The 15899-nt window shown below is 68.4% G+C and carries 12 protein-coding genes; 7 read left to right on the top strand and 5 right to left on the bottom strand.

Annotated features, from left to right (window positions below):
- The first annotated feature begins 321 nt into the window (after window positions 1-321).
- Window positions 322-1857: a class I SAM-dependent methyltransferase gene (locus tag Q8M88_RS04145; RefSeq protein ID WP_305594984.1), complete on the top strand. Its 1536-nt coding sequence runs from the start codon at window positions 322-324 to the stop codon at window positions 1855-1857.
- 4 nt (window positions 1858-1861) lie between these two features.
- Here Q8M88_RS04145 and Q8M88_RS04140 read toward each other — a convergent pair whose 3' ends face one another.
- Window positions 1862-2971, bottom strand: a complete 1110-nt coding sequence (locus tag Q8M88_RS04140) for an S-(hydroxymethyl)glutathione dehydrogenase/class III alcohol dehydrogenase (RefSeq protein WP_305594983.1) — start codon at window positions 2969-2971, stop codon at window positions 1862-1864.
- Window positions 2972-3092: 121 nt separating this feature from the next.
- Between Q8M88_RS04140 and Q8M88_RS04135 the strand changes: the two genes are divergently transcribed.
- Window positions 3093-4454 (top strand): MFS transporter, encoded by a 1362-nt coding sequence (locus Q8M88_RS04135; RefSeq protein WP_305594982.1) that lies wholly within the window; start codon window positions 3093-3095, stop codon window positions 4452-4454.
- Here Q8M88_RS04135 and Q8M88_RS04130 read toward each other — a convergent pair.
- On the bottom strand, window positions 4451-5896 hold the full coding sequence (locus Q8M88_RS04130; RefSeq protein WP_305594981.1) for an MFS transporter: 1446 nt from the start codon (window positions 5894-5896) through the stop codon (window positions 4451-4453). The two genes, Q8M88_RS04135 and Q8M88_RS04130, sit on opposite strands and share 4 nt — an antisense overlap.
- A 98-nt stretch (window positions 5897-5994) precedes the next feature.
- On the opposite strand from Q8M88_RS04130, the gene Q8M88_RS04125 reads away from it, so the two are divergent.
- Window positions 5995-6222 carry a sulfurtransferase TusA family protein gene (locus tag Q8M88_RS04125; protein WP_305594980.1) on the top strand — a complete coding sequence of 76 codons (228 nt, stop codon included), beginning with the start codon at window positions 5995-5997 and terminating at the stop codon, window positions 6220-6222.
- On the opposite strand, the gene Q8M88_RS04120 is transcribed toward Q8M88_RS04125, so the two are convergent.
- Entirely contained in the window at window positions 6200-7150 is a 951-nt protein-coding gene (locus tag Q8M88_RS04120; protein WP_305594979.1) for a YihY/virulence factor BrkB family protein, read from the bottom strand. The two genes, Q8M88_RS04125 and Q8M88_RS04120, sit on opposite strands and share 23 nt — an antisense overlap.
- 491 nt (window positions 7151-7641) lie before the next feature.
- On the opposite strand from Q8M88_RS04120, the gene Q8M88_RS04115 reads away from it, so the two are divergent.
- Together Q8M88_RS04115 and Q8M88_RS04110 are read left to right on the top strand one after the other, a co-directional pair.
- Entirely contained in the window at window positions 7642-8973 is a 1332-nt protein-coding gene (locus Q8M88_RS04115; protein WP_305594978.1) for a diguanylate cyclase domain-containing protein, read from the top strand.
- Between the two features lie 61 nt (window positions 8974-9034).
- Window positions 9035-9751, top strand: coding sequence for an alpha/beta hydrolase (locus Q8M88_RS04110; RefSeq protein WP_305594977.1), 717 nt, complete (start codon window positions 9035-9037; stop codon window positions 9749-9751).
- Here the strand turns inward: Q8M88_RS04110 and Q8M88_RS04105 are convergent.
- Window positions 9748-10623: a MaoC/PaaZ C-terminal domain-containing protein gene (locus tag Q8M88_RS04105; RefSeq protein WP_305594976.1), complete on the bottom strand. Its 876-nt coding sequence runs from the start codon at window positions 10621-10623 to the stop codon at window positions 9748-9750. The two genes, Q8M88_RS04110 and Q8M88_RS04105, sit on opposite strands and share 4 nt — an antisense overlap.
- A gap of 157 nt (window positions 10624-10780) precedes the next feature.
- Between Q8M88_RS04105 and Q8M88_RS04100 the strand changes: the two genes are divergently transcribed.
- Complete coding sequence (locus Q8M88_RS04100) at window positions 10781-12451, top strand: FAD-dependent oxidoreductase (RefSeq protein ID WP_305594975.1); 1671 nt, start codon at window positions 10781-10783, stop codon at window positions 12449-12451.
- Between the two features lie 26 nt (window positions 12452-12477).
- On the top strand, window positions 12478-12975 hold the full coding sequence (locus Q8M88_RS04095) for a RidA family protein (RefSeq protein WP_305594974.1): 498 nt from the start codon (window positions 12478-12480) through the stop codon (window positions 12973-12975).
- A 47-nt stretch (window positions 12976-13022) separates the two neighbouring features.
- Here the strand turns inward: Q8M88_RS04095 and mfd are convergent.
- On the bottom strand, window positions 13023-15899 hold a 2877-nt coding region (gene mfd / locus Q8M88_RS04090), incomplete at its 5' end, for a transcription-repair coupling factor (protein WP_305594973.1).

Genomic DNA, 15899 nt, shown 5'->3' with positions numbered 1-15899 from the left:
CGGTCTTGCCGGCGCCGGTCGGTCCCACCAGCGCCAGCGCGCGTACGGAACCCAGGTTTTGAGTTTGCATGCCGATCCTCCCGTCGTTTGTACGTCGGGATGACGCCAGGCTTTCGAGATGCGGGGCGCATCCTCAAACGCACGTGACCGGCGACTGCACGCCCTTGCGGACCTGCGCCGCCTTGGATGTCGAGACTACGCCCGGTTAACGCCGCACGCCAAGCGCCCGTCGCAGTCCTTGTCAGCCGCGCGCGAAACAGCGCAGATCGCCGATCGGGCGGCCAAACGTCGGGGCCCAGATGCGCGAGGTGGAAACAAGGCATGGCCGCCTGGTCTGATGGGTACGTCACCGACGTCCAGTACACCGACAAGTTCTATGCCGAGCTCGCGCCTGGCTTTCTGGCGTTCGCCTGCTTGAGGCAGGGCGTGCGTCCGCCGTCCCTGGAGGCCGGGTCGACGTATCTGGAGCTTGGGTGCGGTCAAGGCTTCGGCCTCAACCTGCTGGCCGCCGCCAACCCTGGCATGGACTTCTGGGGCGTCGACTTCCACCCGGGCCAGATCGACAACGCCCGTCGGCTGGCTCGCGCCGCAGGTCTCACCAACATCGTCTTCGAGGACTACAGTTTCGAGCAGATGCTGGCGCTTCCCGCCGCCGCCCTGCCGAAGTTCGACATTATCGCCCTGCATGGAGTCTACAGCTGGGTGAGCCCCGAGAACCGCGCGGTGATCGTGCAGTTGCTCGACCGGCTGCTGAAGCCAGGCGGCATGGTCTATGTGTCCTACAATTGCCTGCCAGGCTGGGCGGCGTTGGCGCCACTGCAACGGTTCGTGGCCGAGTTCGTGGACCGCGCGCCAGGCCCACCCAAAGTTGAGATCCTCAACGCCTTCCGCGCCGCGCAGCAGATGCTCCAGTCGGACGGCGGATTTTTCGGCAGCGTGCCGCTGATGGGTCCACGCATCGCTGAGACGCTCAAGCAGGACCCCGTGTATCTGATCCATGAGTATCTCAACGACCACAGCCGCCCGCACTATCACGCCGACGTCGCCCGCGAAATGGAGGGCGCTCGCCTCTCGTTCGCAGCCTCAGCCAACGTCGCCGACGACATGCCGCACCTGGCCGCGCCCGCGGCGCTGCAGCCGATGATCCAGGCCGCCGGAGATCCCGTATGGCGCGAGACCCTGCTCGACTACGCGGGCAACAAGCCATTCAGGCGCGACGTGTTCGTGCGCGGCCGCAATGCGCCCGGCCGTCTGGAGCGCGAAGCGATGCTGGACGATACGCGCTTCACCCTGCTTGTCGCGCCAGAGGCGGCGACCTTCGAAATTCCTGTCCCCATCGGCCAACTCAAAGGACAGCCCGCAATCTACCAGCCGATCGTCGACGCTCTGGCGGAGGGCCCGCTGACCTACGGGGACCTGCGCAATCGCCGCGCCCTGCTCGGCGCGCGTGAGGGTGCGGTGCTGCAGGCGCTGATCCTTCTGGTCAACAGCCGCCAGGTCCATCCGGTGATCCGCCAGGGCGTGACGGACGCCGCCGCACCGAGGTTCAATCGCGCCGTCGCCGACCGCGCCCGCTTCGGCGAAGTGTCGAGCTACATCGCCGCGCCGCTGGCCGGTACGGCGGTGCGGGTCGATCTCGTAGACCTGCTGGCCTTGGGCGCCGCATTGCGAGGCGTGGACGATGTGGCCCAGGCCGCACGGGAAGGCTGGGAAGTCATGGCCGCAACCGGGCGTCGCCTGTTGAAGGACGGGCGCACGCTCGACGATCAGGCCGGCAATGAGGCCGAACTCGCCGCCCGCGTCGCGACGTTCAATCGCACCAAGCTGCCGATGCTGCGCGGCCTGGGCGCCGTCTAGGCGATCAGAACACCACGACGGTGCGGATGCTTTCGCCCGCGTGCATCAGGTCGAACGCCTCGTTGATCCGCTCCAGCGGCAGGGTGTGGGTGATCATCGGGTCGATCTGGATTTTCCCGTCCATGTACCAGTCGACGATGGTCGGCACGTCGGTGCGCCCGCGCGCGCCGCCGAACGCCGTGCCGCGCCAGACTCGCCCGGTGACCAGCTGGAAAGGTCGGGTGGCGATCTCGCGCCCAGCCTCGGCGACCCCGATGATGATGCTCTCGCCCCAGCCGCGATGGCAGGCCTCCAGCGCCTGGCGCATCACCTGGACGTTGCCGGTGCAGTCGAAGGTGTAGTCCGCGCCGCCGCCGGTAAGCTCGACCAGATGCGGCACGACATCTCCCGGGATCGTCGAGGGATTGACGAAGCGGGTCATGCCGAACTGCCGGCCCCAGGCTTCGCGCGCCGGGTTGAGATCGACGCCGACGATCATGCCGGCGCCCACCATCTTCAGGCCCTGGACCACGTTCAAGCCGATGCCGCCCAGGCCGAAGACGATGCAGTTCGCACCAGCCTCGACTTTCGCCGTATTGACCACGGCCCCGACGCCCGTGGTCACGCCGCAACCGATGTAGCAGGCCCTGTCGAACGGCGCGTCGGACCGGATCTTGGCCACCGCGATCTCCGGCAACACCGTGTAGTTCGAGAAGGTCGAGCAGCCCATGTAGTGGTGGACGGTCTGGCCGCGGTAGCTGAAGCGGCTGGTGCCGTCGGGCATCACGCCCCGTCCCTGGGTGCCGCGGATCGCCGTGCACAGATTGGTCTTGCGCGACAGGCAGCTTTTGCACTGGCGACATTCCGGCGTGTACAGCGGGATCACGTGGTCGCCCGGCGCCACCGACGTGACCCCCGGACCCACCTCGACCACCACGCCCGCGCCCTCGTGCCCGAGGATCGACGGGAAGATGCCTTCCGAATCCAGGCCATCGAGGGTGTAGGCGTCGGTGTGGCAAACGCCCGTCGCCTTGATCTCCACCAACACTTCGCCTGCGCGGGGGCCTTCCAGGTCCAGGTCGACGATCTCGAGCGGCGTCTTGGGCGCGAAGGCGACGGCGGCGCGGGTCTTCATCGGAGGTATCCTTTCACGTGCAGCCGGCGGACCATTTCCCAGTGCGCTCGAAATGTGAAGCGGCTTGCGTGCGTCCTGATCGGATGGCCTACCGTCCATTGGACAGACCAATGAAGGCCGCATGACCGATTCCGAAGGCGGTTTGCCGACTCCTCGCCGTCACTGGGCCATGTTGGCGCTCAGTCTCTCGATCGCGCTCGCCGTGCTGGACGGCGCGGTCGCCACCGTCGCCCTGCCGGTCATCGCCCGAGACATGCAGATCTCCGACGCGGCCTCGATCTGGATCGTCAACGCCTCACAGCTTGTGATGATGGTCACCTTGATGCCGCTGGCGGCGCTGGGTGACCGGATCGGCTATCGGCGCATCTACCAGACCGGGGTGGTGGTCTTCAGCCTGGCCTCGCTGGGCGCGGCGCTGTCGCAGACGCTGCCGGAGCTGATCGCCGCGCGGATGCTGCAGGGTCTTGGAGCCAGCGGGATCATGAGTCTGAACGCGGCCATGGTCCGGCTGATATGGCCACATCGCCAGCTGGGGCGCGGCATGGGCGTCATGGCGCTGATCGTCACCTCCACCAGTACGGCTGCGCCCGCCATCGGATCACTGGTTCTGGGGGTGGCGAGCTGGCACTGGCTGTTCGCCATGAACGTCCCGCTCGGGATCGCCGCCACGGTGGTGGGCGCCTTCGCCCTGCCCGCGACGCCGGGGTCCGATCGTACGTTCGACTGGCGCAGCGCCGTACTGACCGCAGCCACCTTCGGCCTGCTGGTCGTGGGCTTGCGCGGCCTGGGCGCCGATGACGTGCGTCCGGCGCTGGCCGAGCTCGCCGGCGCGCTCGCTGTGGGCGTCGTCCTGGTCCGCCGCGAGCTCGGCATGCGCACGCCCCTGCTGCCGCTCGACCTGATCCGCATCCCGATCATCGGCCTGTCGGCGCTGACCGCGATCATGTCGTTCAGCGCCCAGACGATGGGGTTGGTCGCGCTCCCGTTCCTCCTGCAGGGGACGATGGGGCGCACCACGGTGGAGACCGGTCTGCTGCTCACGGCGTGGGCGCTGGCGACGACGGTGATGGCGCCGGTGGCCGGACGGCTGGCCGACCGCTATCCAGCCGGCGTGCTGGGCGGCATAGGCTTGGCGGTGATGGCATGCGGCCTGTTGCTGATCGGACTGCAGCCGCCCACGGCGTCGAACTTCGATCTGGCTTGGCCTTTGGCGGTGTGCGGCGTGGGCTTCGGTTTCTACCAGACACCCAACAACCGGACGATCATGATCTCGGCGCCGCTGGAGCGCAGCGGCGGCGCGGCGGGCCTTGTGGCCAGCGCACGCGTCCTCGGCCAGACTTTAGGGTCCATCAGCGTCGCCTTGATGTTCCACAGTTTTTCCACTGGCGCGCCGCGCATGGCGCTGTTCGTCGGCGCTTGCGTGGCCGCGGTGGGGTCGGGCATCAGCCTGACGCGCCTACGCGCGCCAGCCGCCACATCCTAGTCGGGGGCGAGCGACAGCGGCGGAGCCACGTCCTCCAGCGGCCTGCGCTCGGCGTCGACACCTAGAAACAGCGTGACGATCGAGGCCGCCACCATCAGCCCGCCGCCCAGCAGATAGCCCAGGAAGATCTGGCCCCGTTCGCCGGTGTCGATCAACGCGCCGAACAGCGCCGGCCCGCCGACGCCGCCCAGCAGGGTGCCAAAGGCGTAGAACAGCGAGATGGTCACCGCGCGCGTCTCCAGCGGGAAGCATTCGCCGACGGTCAGGTAGGCAGCGCTCGCGCCCGCCGAGGCGAAGAAGAAGATCACCGTCCAGGCTACAGTCTGGGTCGTCGCGCTCAGCATGCCTTGGGCGAACATCCAGCCGGTGACGCACAGCAGCACCCCTGCCAGCCCATAGGTCGCAGCGATCATGATCCGGCGCCCGAGCGAGTCGAACAGATGGCCCAGAAGCAGCGGCCCGGTGAAGTTCCCGAGTGCGAACGGCAGGATGAACCACCCGATCGACTGCGGCGCGACGCCATAGAAGCGGGTGAGGATCAGCGCGTAGGTGAAGAAGATCGCGTTGTAGCAGAATGCCTGCGTCGACATCAGCACCACCCCCAGCGCCGTGCGCTTGGGATAGAGGCGAAATAGCGAGGTGACGATTTCCCACCAGCTTGTTCGGGCGCGGCGGATCAGGCGCAGGCTGGCGAGGTCGGCGTGCGGCGGCGTCGCTTGGCCGGTCTCTCGGGCTACGCTGGCCTCTATCGCCTCGATGACCGCTTCGGCCTCGGCCTCTCGGCCATGGGTCATCAGCCAGCGCGGGCTTTCGGGGATGAACCGGCGCACGAAGATGATGATCAGCGCCAAAGCGCCGCCGATGATGAACGCCAGTCGCCACCCCCACTCCTGCGGGACAACCTCAGGGTTCAGCACCACCAGCGAACCCATCGCACCCAGCGCCGCGCCGACCCAGAAACTGCCGTTGATCGCCAGGTCCGTGTAGCCCCGCCGCCTGGCGGGGATCAGCTCCTGGATCGCGGAATTGACCGCTCCATACTCGCCGCCGATGCCGGCGCCGGTCAGGAACCGGAACAGCATGAAAGACCAAAAATCCCAGGAAAATCCGGTGGCTATGGTGGCGATCAGATAGACCGCGACGGTGATCGTGAACAGTCTTCGCCGACCGAAAGTGTCGGTCAACCGGCCGAACACCAGCGCCCCCAGGACCGCGCCCAGGATGTAGGCGCTGCCGGTCAGGCCGACCTGCGCGGCGGTGAGGTTCAACCCATCGGGCCCGGCGATCGCCGGCGAGAGCGAGCCGACCAGCGTGACCTCGAGCCCGTCCAGGATCCATGTCACGCCGAGCGCACCCACCACCAACCAATGGAAGCGGCTCCATGGAAGGCGGTCCAGGCGTGCAGGTACGTTGGTGGTGAAGACGTCGGCCGGAATGGCCATGCTTCCCCCCTAGTGTTCACGTTTCGCGAGAAAACGCGCAAAGGCCCAGCTTTGGTTCCGCCTTGCCGAGCGATTGCCTGGAGCGCTAACCGGAACGCATGTCCGAGCCGGAGATCCTCGTCGACGCCCGCGGACACCGTTGCCCGGTGCCGACGCTGCGTTTGCGCCGCGCACTGGAAGCCGCGCCGGCGGGCGCGCGCCTGCGGTTGCTAGCCGATGACCCGCTGGCGCGCATCGACGTGCCGCACTTCGTCGAGGGCGTCGGCGCCACCGTGCTGGAGCAAGGCGAAGCCGAAGGCGTCCTCAGCTTCCTGGTGGAGAAATGATCGGCTCGTCGCCGCGCTGATCGGCGATCAGCCCCAGCTTCATCTCGTACTGGTCGATGGCGATCTCCACCTCGGTCGCCAGCGCGCCGCCGAAGAACACCGCATTCACGGTCCACGACAGCCAGATCAGCAGCACCACCACGGTCGCCACCGAGCCATAGGTCGCACCGAGTTGGGCGATCTGTTCGACGTAGAAGGCGCTGGCCCAGGACACCAGCAGCGCCATCAGGGTCGCAGCGATCCCGCCCAACACCGAGGCGCGCCACGCAACAGGCTTGCGGGACATGGCGAAGCGATAGATCAGGGTCATGGCGACGGTCAGGCCCAGGCTCGCCCAGGTCCATTCGCTGTAGAGCCACGGCGCCCCCGCGAGCGGCCTCAAGTGGAATGCGCCGCCGATCAGCCGAAGGGCGAAGAAGACCCCGGACAGCACCGCCAGCATGGCGAAGGCGGCGATCAGCGCCAGCAGCGCCATCAGGTTGAAGCCGACGAAGCCCCGCTGTTCGTCCTCTTCATGGATGAACGACAACCCCGCAAGCAGCGCCTTCACGCCGCGATGCGCCGCGTAAATCCCGATGATCAGGGCGACGCCGCTTTGCGCAGAAACCCGCAGCGGCGCGCTAGCCAGCCTGGTCAGCTCGCCCTCGACGATCTCGCGCGCGCCGGGCGGCATGACGTGGACCATGGCCTCGACCTGCCTTGCGGCCTGGGCGGGGTCGGCCAGCAGTCCATAGAGGCCGATGAGGATCGCCAGCGCCGGAAACGCCGCCAGCAGGGCGAAGAACGACACGCCGCCCACATAGAGCATGACATCTCGGCCCCACAGCCGCGTCAGGGCCTTGGCGGAGATCTTGACCCCCCGCTGCGCCAGGTGCGCCGGATCGAGATCGAGCTCGTGGATACGCCGCAGGATACGTTGGATCGTCATGTGCGGACAGCTTCTGACAGGCGATCGCCGGGAAGCAAGGCCCGCAATATAGACGGCGCGCCGCCCGTAAGAGCGACGCGCCGTCGATGGGCGTGTCTGTCCATCAGGTCCGCCGCCGCTTCGAGGGACGGGAGATAACGGCGGAAGACCGTCCCGTAGGTTTGACGCCCGCCGGCTGAACCCACGCTGAACACGGCCTTCAGACAAGGAATACGTGGGCGCGGGTCTCGGTCTCGATGACGGTGGCCAGCTTGCCTTCAGCGTCAGCCATGCGTCGCGATCCTCTTGTGGATCGAAGGCCGGATCGCTCAGACCCGTCTTTTCACGCAGCAGTGCGTAGAACTTCGACTCGATCGAAGCGATGGAGATGAACTTGCCGTCCTTGCAGCGCTGTCACCGTCGCGGACCACGCGTTATCCTTGCAGTTCGGCGATTCTCCGCTCACAGCGGGCGCCAACCCACGCGTCGAGCGACGAGGACCGGATAAGACCATGACGGAGGCGGTCCAGGCGCGGGTGCTGATCGTGGCGCGCGACGACACGGTCGCCGGCCCGTTGGCCGAAGGTCTCGACCGGCTGGGCTGGCGCACGGTCACCGCGCGCGGACCCTACGCCGCCGCCGCCGCGCTGGCCGACCTGCAGATCGAGGCCGCGATCATCGACGTCGCCAGCTATGGCGGCGACTCGCCGGCCCTCGCGCGGCGCTTGAAGACCGCCTGCGCGCCGCGCCGCCTGCCGGTCATCGCCGTCAGCGATCTCGAGACCTCGCAGGAGGCGCACGCCTACGACCTGACGCTCACCGCGCCCTTGCACCCCGCCCAGGCCGTGCTGAGGCTGGAGACACTGGTGCGCACCGCGGTGGCGGAGGAGGAGTTCGAGCTTCGTCTGGACACCTTCGCCGACCGGGGGCGGCGGCTCGACATGCCCGACCCGGACGCGAGCCCGTTCCGCATCCTGGCGATCGGCGAGCCCGCGCCGCAGTTCCTGGCGCTGTCCAACGCGCTCGCCCGCAGCGGGGCGGAGGTGGTCGGCGCGTTCACCGCTTACACCGCTTTCGACTACCTGCACGAGCGGCCGTTCGACGCCGTGGTGCTATGGGCCGGCGACAATTCGCACGAGGCGCTGTCGATCGCCGCGGGCATGCGCCGCAACACCCGCCTCTACCACACGCCCGCGCTGCTCTACATGCGCGAGGAGTCCTACATCACCATGTCGGAGGCCTACCATCGCGGGGTCACCGACGTCGCCTCGCCCGAGACGCCCGAGGTCGAGACCGCCAAGCAGGTGATCGAGCTCGCCCGCAGCTATCGCCGCCAGACGGCGATCCGCAAGGCGCTGGAGAAGGCGCGCAGTTCCGGCTTGATGGACGCCGCCACCGGCCTGTTCACCCGCGATCTGTTCGCCGCCCATCTGGCGCGCCTCGCTCAGGCGGCGCGTGTGCGCAACCGCCCCCTGTCGGTGTGCGTGCTCAAGGTCTCCGATCGGCCTGAGGTGCTGGCCGCTCGCGCCGGCGGCTGGCTGGACCGGGCGATCCCACAGATCGGCTCGATGATCGGCCGGCTGGTGCGGGTAGAGGACACCGCGTCACGCCTTTCCACCGAGGTGTTCGCCCTCGCCCTGCCAGCGACGCCGCAGGGCGCTGCGCGCGGCGCCGGAGAGCGGATCGCCGCCGTAATCGGCTGCACGGCCTTCGAGGCCGGAGAGGGCAAGCCGCCCTTCGTGGTCGAATTCGACATCGGCGTCGCCGAGGTCAACGGCGCCGAGAGTGTCGGCCGCGCACTGGAGCAGGCGGCCGCCCGCGCTGACACCCGCCAGGCCGGCTGAGGCGCTGTACATCGGCGACGCCGCGCCGGAAGATCGGCGCTGCAGTTCGCAGGAGCAATGGATGGCGTCGGACGTTCCTTCCTCACCCACAGACGATGAGCCCGCCTCGCTGGGCCGGCTGACAGCGCGCGCTCCAGACGTCGAAGCGCGAGATTATTCCCGCAGCGACTGGATTGAGACCGGCGACTGGGAGACCGAGTTCTACGCACCCACCTCCTGTCGAGATGCGGCGGCGGTGCCCCTGCTGGTGCTGTTCCACGGCGCCGGCGGCTTGCCCCAACGGACCCTGCCGATGATCGCGCCGCTGGCCGACGAGCTGGGCTTCCTGGTGTTCGCGCCCAAATCGCTGGGCATGACCTGGGACATCATCGAGGGCGGCTTCGGCCCCGATGTGAAATTCATCGACGAGTCGCTGAAGCTGATCTTCGCTGAGCACCCCGTGGACCCAGCGCGCGTCGGCGTCTCAGGCTTCTCAGACGGCGCGTCCTATGCGCTGAGCATTGGCTTGAGCAACGGCGACCTGTTCAGTGACGCGATCGCCTTCTCGCCCGGGTTCTCGATGAACCTCGGCGCGGTCGGGCGCCCGCGCATCTTCATCTCGCACGGCGAGCGCGACCGGGTGCTGCCGATCGATATGTGCGCGCGCCCGACGGCCCGCCAGCTCGCCGGCGCCGGTTACGACGTGCTCTATAAGGAATTTCCCGGCGGTCACACCGCGCCGCCGGAGCTGGTCGAGATCGCCGTGCGCCGGTTCGTCAGCGGCGGAGCCGACGCCTAGCGCAGGCGCGTCAGACCGTTGCGGATCACATACAGGTCACGGGCCTTGATCCGCGCCTCGAAGGCGATCTCCTTGCCGTCTCGCCACATGTCCACCGTGACCGTCTCTCCTGGGTACACAGGCGAGGAGAAGCGCACCTGGTGGCTGGCGATCGACTCCGAGTCGTAATCCAGCATCCCCTGCATCACCGCCCGGCAGGTGATCCCATAGGTGCAGAGACCGTGCAGGATGGGCTGGTCGAAGCCGCCCTTCCGGGCGAACGCCTGGTCGACGTGCAGCGGATTTCGATCGCCGTTCAGCCGGTAAATCACCGCCTGGTCGGGACGGGTGACTATATCCAGCGACATATCCGGCGCCCGGGTCGGCGTCGGGTGCGGCTTGGGCGCGCCATCGGCCGGTCCGCCGAACCCGCCGTCGCCGCGGGCGAAGCGAGTGGTGGTCAGCGTCACCGCCACGTCTCCCGCGGCGTCGAACCATTTGGATTCGCTGAGGATGATCGCGCCCTTGTCGGGCCCCTTGTCGAAGGCGCCGATGATCTGGTCGCTGAAAGTGAATGCGCCCTGCGCCGGCAGAGGCTTGTGGATCTCCACCTTCTGCTCGCCGTGCAGCATCTTGAACATGTCCCAGGTGCTGAAGCGCAGGCCGTCGGGCACGGCCGCGCTCACGCCGCGCATGACGCTGTCGGCCAGCACCGTGACGGCGGTCGGCACGACCTTCAGGCCATTCTCGTAGACGAAGCTCAACTCGCGCTCATCCAGCGGATTGGCGCCCATGCCGATGCCGACCGCATACAGCATGACCTCCTTGTCGCCGTACTCGAACGGTCGGGCGGCCGTGCCCTGCTGAAGGATGTCCGGATAGAAGATGGGCACGGGCGGCCTCCCTTTGAGAGCTTGCCGCTGACACGGCCTTGGCGCCGACAAGCCGGGCGCGGTGATCACTGTCAAGCCGCGGCCGGGCTCGGATCGGGCGCCGGCGCCTGTTCCTTGGGCCTCTCGCGCGAACCGGAGTCGCAAGGCGGTCCGCAGCTTGTCACCGGCGCCGCATGGAGCGCTGCTGACGGTGCGGAATGCCAGGGTTTTCCGCATCGGAGAGGTCGACATGGGGTTGAGCCGCCGCAGGTTCCTGCACCGCGCCGTCGCCGCCGGCGGCTACTCGGCGGCCTATTCGGCGATGAGCCTGCTGGGCCTGATGGCCAGCGCGCCAGCGCAAGCGGCGCCCGCCCTGCCAGCGCATTTCGGCGCCGGCAAGCGGGTGGTGATCCTGGGCGCCGGGATCGCCGGTCTGGTTGCGGCGTACCGCCTGGAGCGCGCCGGTTTCACCGTCACCTTGCTGGAGGCCCGCGATCGTCTGGGCGGTCGCAACTGGACGCTGCGCGGCGGCTCCAAGGTCGAGATGGTCGGAGAAGAGGACCAGACCGTCGAGTTCGCCGACGGGGTCTACATGAACGCCGGGCCCGCCCGCATACCAAGCCACCATGAAGGCCTGCTGGCCTATTGCCGGGAGCTCGGCGTGCCGCTGGAGGTGGAGATCAACGCCAGCCGCAGCGCCTATCTGTGGGACCAGGACGCCAACGGCGGCGCGCCGGTGCAGATGCGCCAGGCGGTCATCGACACCCGCGGCTATCTTTCAGAGCTCCTGGCCAAGGCGGTGAGCCAGGGCGCGCTCGACCAGGACCTGACCGGCGACGAGAAGGCGGCGCTGGCTCCGTTCCTGCGGACCTACGGCGACCTCGCCGACGACATGAGCTTCCGCGGCACGGAGCGCTCGGGTTTCGTCCAGGCCCCGGGCGCTGCGCGGCAGTTCGCCAAGCATCGCCCGCCGGTCGCCCGCGCGGAACTGTTGCGTCACAAGCAGTTGGGCTCGATCGTCTTCGAAGACCAGATCACCATGCAGGCGACCATGTTCCAGCCGGTCGGCGGCATGGACCAGATCCCCGCCGCCTTCGGCCGGGCGATCAGGAGCCCGGTGATCCGCAACGCCCAGGTCCTGCGCATCGACAAACGCACGGACGGGGTGCGGGTCGAATGGCGCGACCGCGCGAGCGGCAAGCGCCAGGCGGCCGAGGCCGACTTCGCCATCGTCACCATCCCCCTGGTGGTGCTGGCGGCGATCGACAGCAACCTCGACAAGCCGGTGAAGGCCGCCATCGCCGGCACGGCGTATGACCACTCCAACAAGATCGGCTTCGAGGCCCCGCGGTTCTGGGAGCGGGAGCAGATCTTCGGCGGCATCTCCTTCGTCGGCGGCGAGACCAGCCTGGTCTGGTACCCGTCCGCCGGCTTGCACACCGAGCGGGGCATGCTGCTGGCCTGCTACGGCTCCGGCCCGCGCGCCGCGGCGTTCGCCGCGCGGCCATTGGCCGAGCAGATCGCCATCGCCCGCGCCATGGTCGGCAAGCTGCATCCCGGGCATGAAGCGGACCTGGCCAAGCCGGTGGTGGTCAACTGGAGCAAGGCGCCCTTCAGCCTGGGTCCCTGGCCGGCGCGCGACCCGAGCGGACGCGAGGGCCCGATCGACGGTCCGGCGTTCGCGCTGTTGAACCAGCCGGACGGACGCGTCTACTTCACCGGCGCGCACCTGAGCCAGATGCCGGGCTGGCAGGAGGGCGCGGTCTGTTCCGCCCACCGCACCATCGCCCAGATCGCCGAACGGATCTCACCCTCCGCCGTCGTGAAAGCAAACAGCACAGCCGCATAGAGCTGCAACACATCAGGGAGCCATCCATGCCCAGTCTCAACGCCCTGCCCGCGGGTCTGCTGCTCGCGCTCGCCGCCGGCCCGCTCGCTCTGGCCCAGAACGTCCACGTCGGTGCGCCGACATCAGCCATCTCTCAAGCCGTCGCCGTGCCGGCGGGATCGGACATGCTCTACGTCAGCGGCATGACGCCGCCGGCGCTGAACGCCGGCGCGCCCAAGGGCACGCCGCCGGTGTTTGGCGACACCAAGACCCAGGTGACCGGCGTGCTGAAGCGCCTCGAGGAAGCCTTGAAAGGCCAGGGCTATGGCTTCGGCGACGTGGTGATGATGCGGGTCTACCTGGTCGGCGACCCAGCCAAGGGTGGAGCGATGGATTTCGCCGGGATGATGGAGGCCTACACCCAAGCGTTCGGCACGCCGGCCCAGCCCAACAAGCCGGCCCGCGTCACCATGCAGGTCGCCGCCCTCGTCCAGCCCGGCATGCTCGCCGAGATCGAGGTCCAAGCGGCGAAGGCGAAGAAGTAGCCCTGCTCCCTTCCCCGTCCAGGGGAAAGGAACGGAGTCGTTGAGGATCAGGCCGCCAGTCGCGCCAGTTCGCTGAGCACGCGCTCGGCGGCGGCGAGACGTTGTTCGGGGGTTTCCCACTCGCCCTTGACCACAACCTTGTGGTCGGGACGCAGGCGCCAGGCGATCTGGTTCTTCTGGATGAACTGGATGAGCGCCATCGGGTCCTTGAACTGGTCGCCGCGGAAGGTGACCACCGCGCCCTTGGGACCGACGTCGATCTTAGAGACGTTGGCCTCACGGCAGAGCCCCTTGATCGCCACCACCTTGAGTAGCTGGCCGGCCTCTGGCGGCAACGGCCCGAACCGGTCGATCAGCTCGGCGGCCAAGGCCTCGCGGTCCGCCGACTGCTCGGCGTCCGACAGGCGTCGGTACAGCGACAGGCGCACGTTCAGGTCGGGCACATACTCTTCGGGGATCAGCACCGCCGCGCCGGTGTTGATCTGCGGTGACCAGCGGTCGGCCATGCCGGCGCCCTCCGCCCCCACCCGGTGCTTGAGTTCGTTGACCGCGTCCTCGAGCATCTGCTGGTAGAGCTCGACGCCGATCTCTCGGATGTGGCCCGATTGCTCCTCTCCCAGCAGGTTGCCGCCCCCGCGGATGTCGAGGTCATGGCTGGCCAACTGGAAGCCCGCGCCCAGACTGTCCAGCGACTGCAGCACCTTCAGCCGCCGTTCGGCCGACAAGGTGATGGTCTTCTCGGCCGGCGTGGTCAGATAGGCGTAGGCGCGCGCCTTGGCTCGGCCGACGCGGCCGCGTAGCTGATAGAGTTGGGACAGGCCGAACATGTCGGCTCGGTGGATCACCAGGGTATTGGCGGTCGGGATGTCCAGGCCGGACTCGACGATGGTGGTCGACAGCAGCACGTCGTACTCGCCCTCATAGAAGGCGCTCATCACCCCCTCCAGCTCGGTGGGCGACATCTGGCCGTGGCCGGTGACGAACTTCACCTCCGGCACCTGCTCGCGCAGGAAACGCTGAAGGTCCGGCAGGTCGGAGACGCGGGGGGCCACGTAATAGGCTTGCCCGCCGCGATATTTCTCGCGCAGCAGCGCCTCGCGCACCACGACAGGATCCCAGGGCGTGACGTAGGTGCGCACCGCCAGCCGGTCGACCGGCGGCGTGGCGATGATCGACATCTCACGGATGCCGGACAACGACAGTTGCAGGGTGCGCGGGATCGGCGTGGCCGTGAGCGTCAGCACGTGAATGTCGGCGCGCAGCGCCTTCAGGCGCTCCTTGTGCTTGACGCCGAAGTGCTGCTCCTCGTCGACGATCACCATGCCCAGGTCGCGGAATTCGACCTGCTTCGACAGGATCGCGTGGGTGCCGACGACGATCTCGATCTCCCCCTTCTTCAGCCCTTCGCGGGTCTCGGCGGCTTCCTTGGCGGGAACCAGGCGCGACAGGCGGCGCACCTTCACCGGCCAGCCCTGGAAGCGGTCGGAAAAGGTCTTGAAGTGCTGGCGGGCGAGCAGCGTGGTCGGGCAGACGATCGCCACCTGACGGCCGCTCATGGCCATCACGAACGCGGCTCGCAGCGCCACCTCGGTCTTGCCAAAGCCGACGTCGCCGCAGATCAGCCGGTCCATCGGCTTGCCGGCGCCCAGGTCCTCCAGGACGTCGCCGATCGCGGAGAGCTGGTCGTCGGTCTCCTCGTAGGGGAAGCGGGCGCAGAACTCGTCGAATACGCCGTGTTGCGGCTCGACCGGGTCGGTTTCGCGCGTGGCGCGCTCGGCGGCGATGCGGATCAGGCCCTCGGCCATCTCGCGCAGGCGTTCCTTGGCGCGCGCCTTGCGCGCCTGCCAGGCCGCGCCGCCCAGTCGGTCGAGCTGCACGCCCTCGCCGTCGGAGCCGTAACGGGTGAGCAGGTCGATGTTCTCGACCGGCAGGTACAGCTTGGCCTCGCCGCCGTACTGCAGCTCCAGGCAGTCGTGCGGCGCGTCCTGCACCGACAGCGTCTTCAGGCCCTCGTAGCGGCCGATGCCATGCTCGATGTGCACCACCAGGTCGCCGGGCGTGAGCGCCGAGGCCTCGGCAAGGAAGTTGGCCGCCCGACGGCGACGGCGCGGCCGCGCGAGGCGGTCGCCAAGGATGTCGGTCTCAGAGATCACCGCGAGCGTGTCGGTCTCGAACCCGGCCTCCAGCGGCAGCACCACGCGCTGCGGCGTCTTGGGGTCGGCGGCGCGGGCTGCGTCCCAGTAGGGCGCGAACGGCACACGCTTCAGGCCATGGTCGGCCAGCATCGAGCCCAGGCGCTCCGACGAGCCTTCGGACCAGGAGGCGAACAGCACGCGCTTACCCGCCTTGGCGAGCGTCTCGGCATGTTCGGCGGTGGCCTGGAACAGGTTGACGCTGTCCTGCTGACGCTCGGGGCCGAAGTCACGGCCCTGGCGCGCGCCCATGTCGATGGCGACGTCGCTCTCGACTTCGCGAAAGGCCGAGAACCGCCGGTTGGGACGCTGGGCGAGGCGATCCCCCCACTCAGCCGCCGTCAGGTAAAGGGCCTGCGGTTCCAGGGGATGATACTGCACCTTGCGGTCGGCCTCGGCGCGCGCGTCGTAGGCGTCGGCGATCATCGACAGACGCTCGTCGCGGGCCTCGCGCGCCAGGTGGTCGATCCCCACCAGAGCGTCGGCCGGCAGATAGTCGAACAGCGTCTCGAGCTTCGGGTAGAACAGCGGCAGCCAGTGCTCCATGCCAGCGCGTCGTCCCCCCTCGGTGACGGCGGCGTAGAGGGCGTCTTCGCCGGGGGCGCCGAACGCCGCCACGTAGCCCTTGCGGAACCGGGAGATCGCAGCGGCGTCGACCAGCACTTCGCTGACCGCCAGCAGGCTGACGTCCTTCAACTGGCGGGTCGAACGCTGGGTCTCAGGATCGAAGGC

The organism is Phenylobacterium sp. (genome assembly GCF_030693805.1).
GTDB lineage: Bacteria > Pseudomonadota > Alphaproteobacteria > Caulobacterales > Caulobacteraceae > Phenylobacterium.
The sequence above is the reverse complement of the archived record's forward strand: the minus strand, read 5'-3'. Positions and strand labels throughout refer to the sequence as shown.

Bases quoted from the DNA above. Each gene is read 5' to 3' on its own strand.
- Q8M88_RS04095 (WP_305594974.1), top strand. From the start codon at position 12,478: ATGCCCAGTCTCAACGCCCTGCCCGCGGGTCTGCTGCTCGCGCTCGCC.
- Q8M88_RS04140 (WP_305594983.1), bottom strand. From the start codon at position 2,971: ATGAAGACCCGCGCCGCCGTCGCCTTCGCGCCCAAGACGCCGCTCGAG.
- Q8M88_RS04145 (WP_305594984.1), top strand. From the start codon at position 322: ATGGCCGCCTGGTCTGATGGGTACGTCACCGACGTCCAGTACACCGAC.
- Q8M88_RS04115 (WP_305594978.1), top strand. From the start codon at position 7,642: ATGACGGAGGCGGTCCAGGCGCGGGTGCTGATCGTGGCGCGCGACGAC.
- Q8M88_RS04120 (WP_305594979.1), bottom strand. From the start codon at position 7,150: ATGACGATCCAACGTATCCTGCGGCGTATCCACGAGCTCGATCTCGAT.
- Q8M88_RS04110 (WP_305594977.1), top strand. From the start codon at position 9,035: ATGGCGTCGGACGTTCCTTCCTCACCCACAGACGATGAGCCCGCCTCG.
- Q8M88_RS04135 (WP_305594982.1), top strand. From the start codon at position 3,093: ATGACCGATTCCGAAGGCGGTTTGCCGACTCCTCGCCGTCACTGGGCC.
- Q8M88_RS04130 (WP_305594981.1), bottom strand. From the start codon at position 5,896: ATGGCCATTCCGGCCGACGTCTTCACCACCAACGTACCTGCACGCCTG.
- Q8M88_RS04125 (WP_305594980.1), top strand. From the start codon at position 5,995: ATGTCCGAGCCGGAGATCCTCGTCGACGCCCGCGGACACCGTTGCCCG.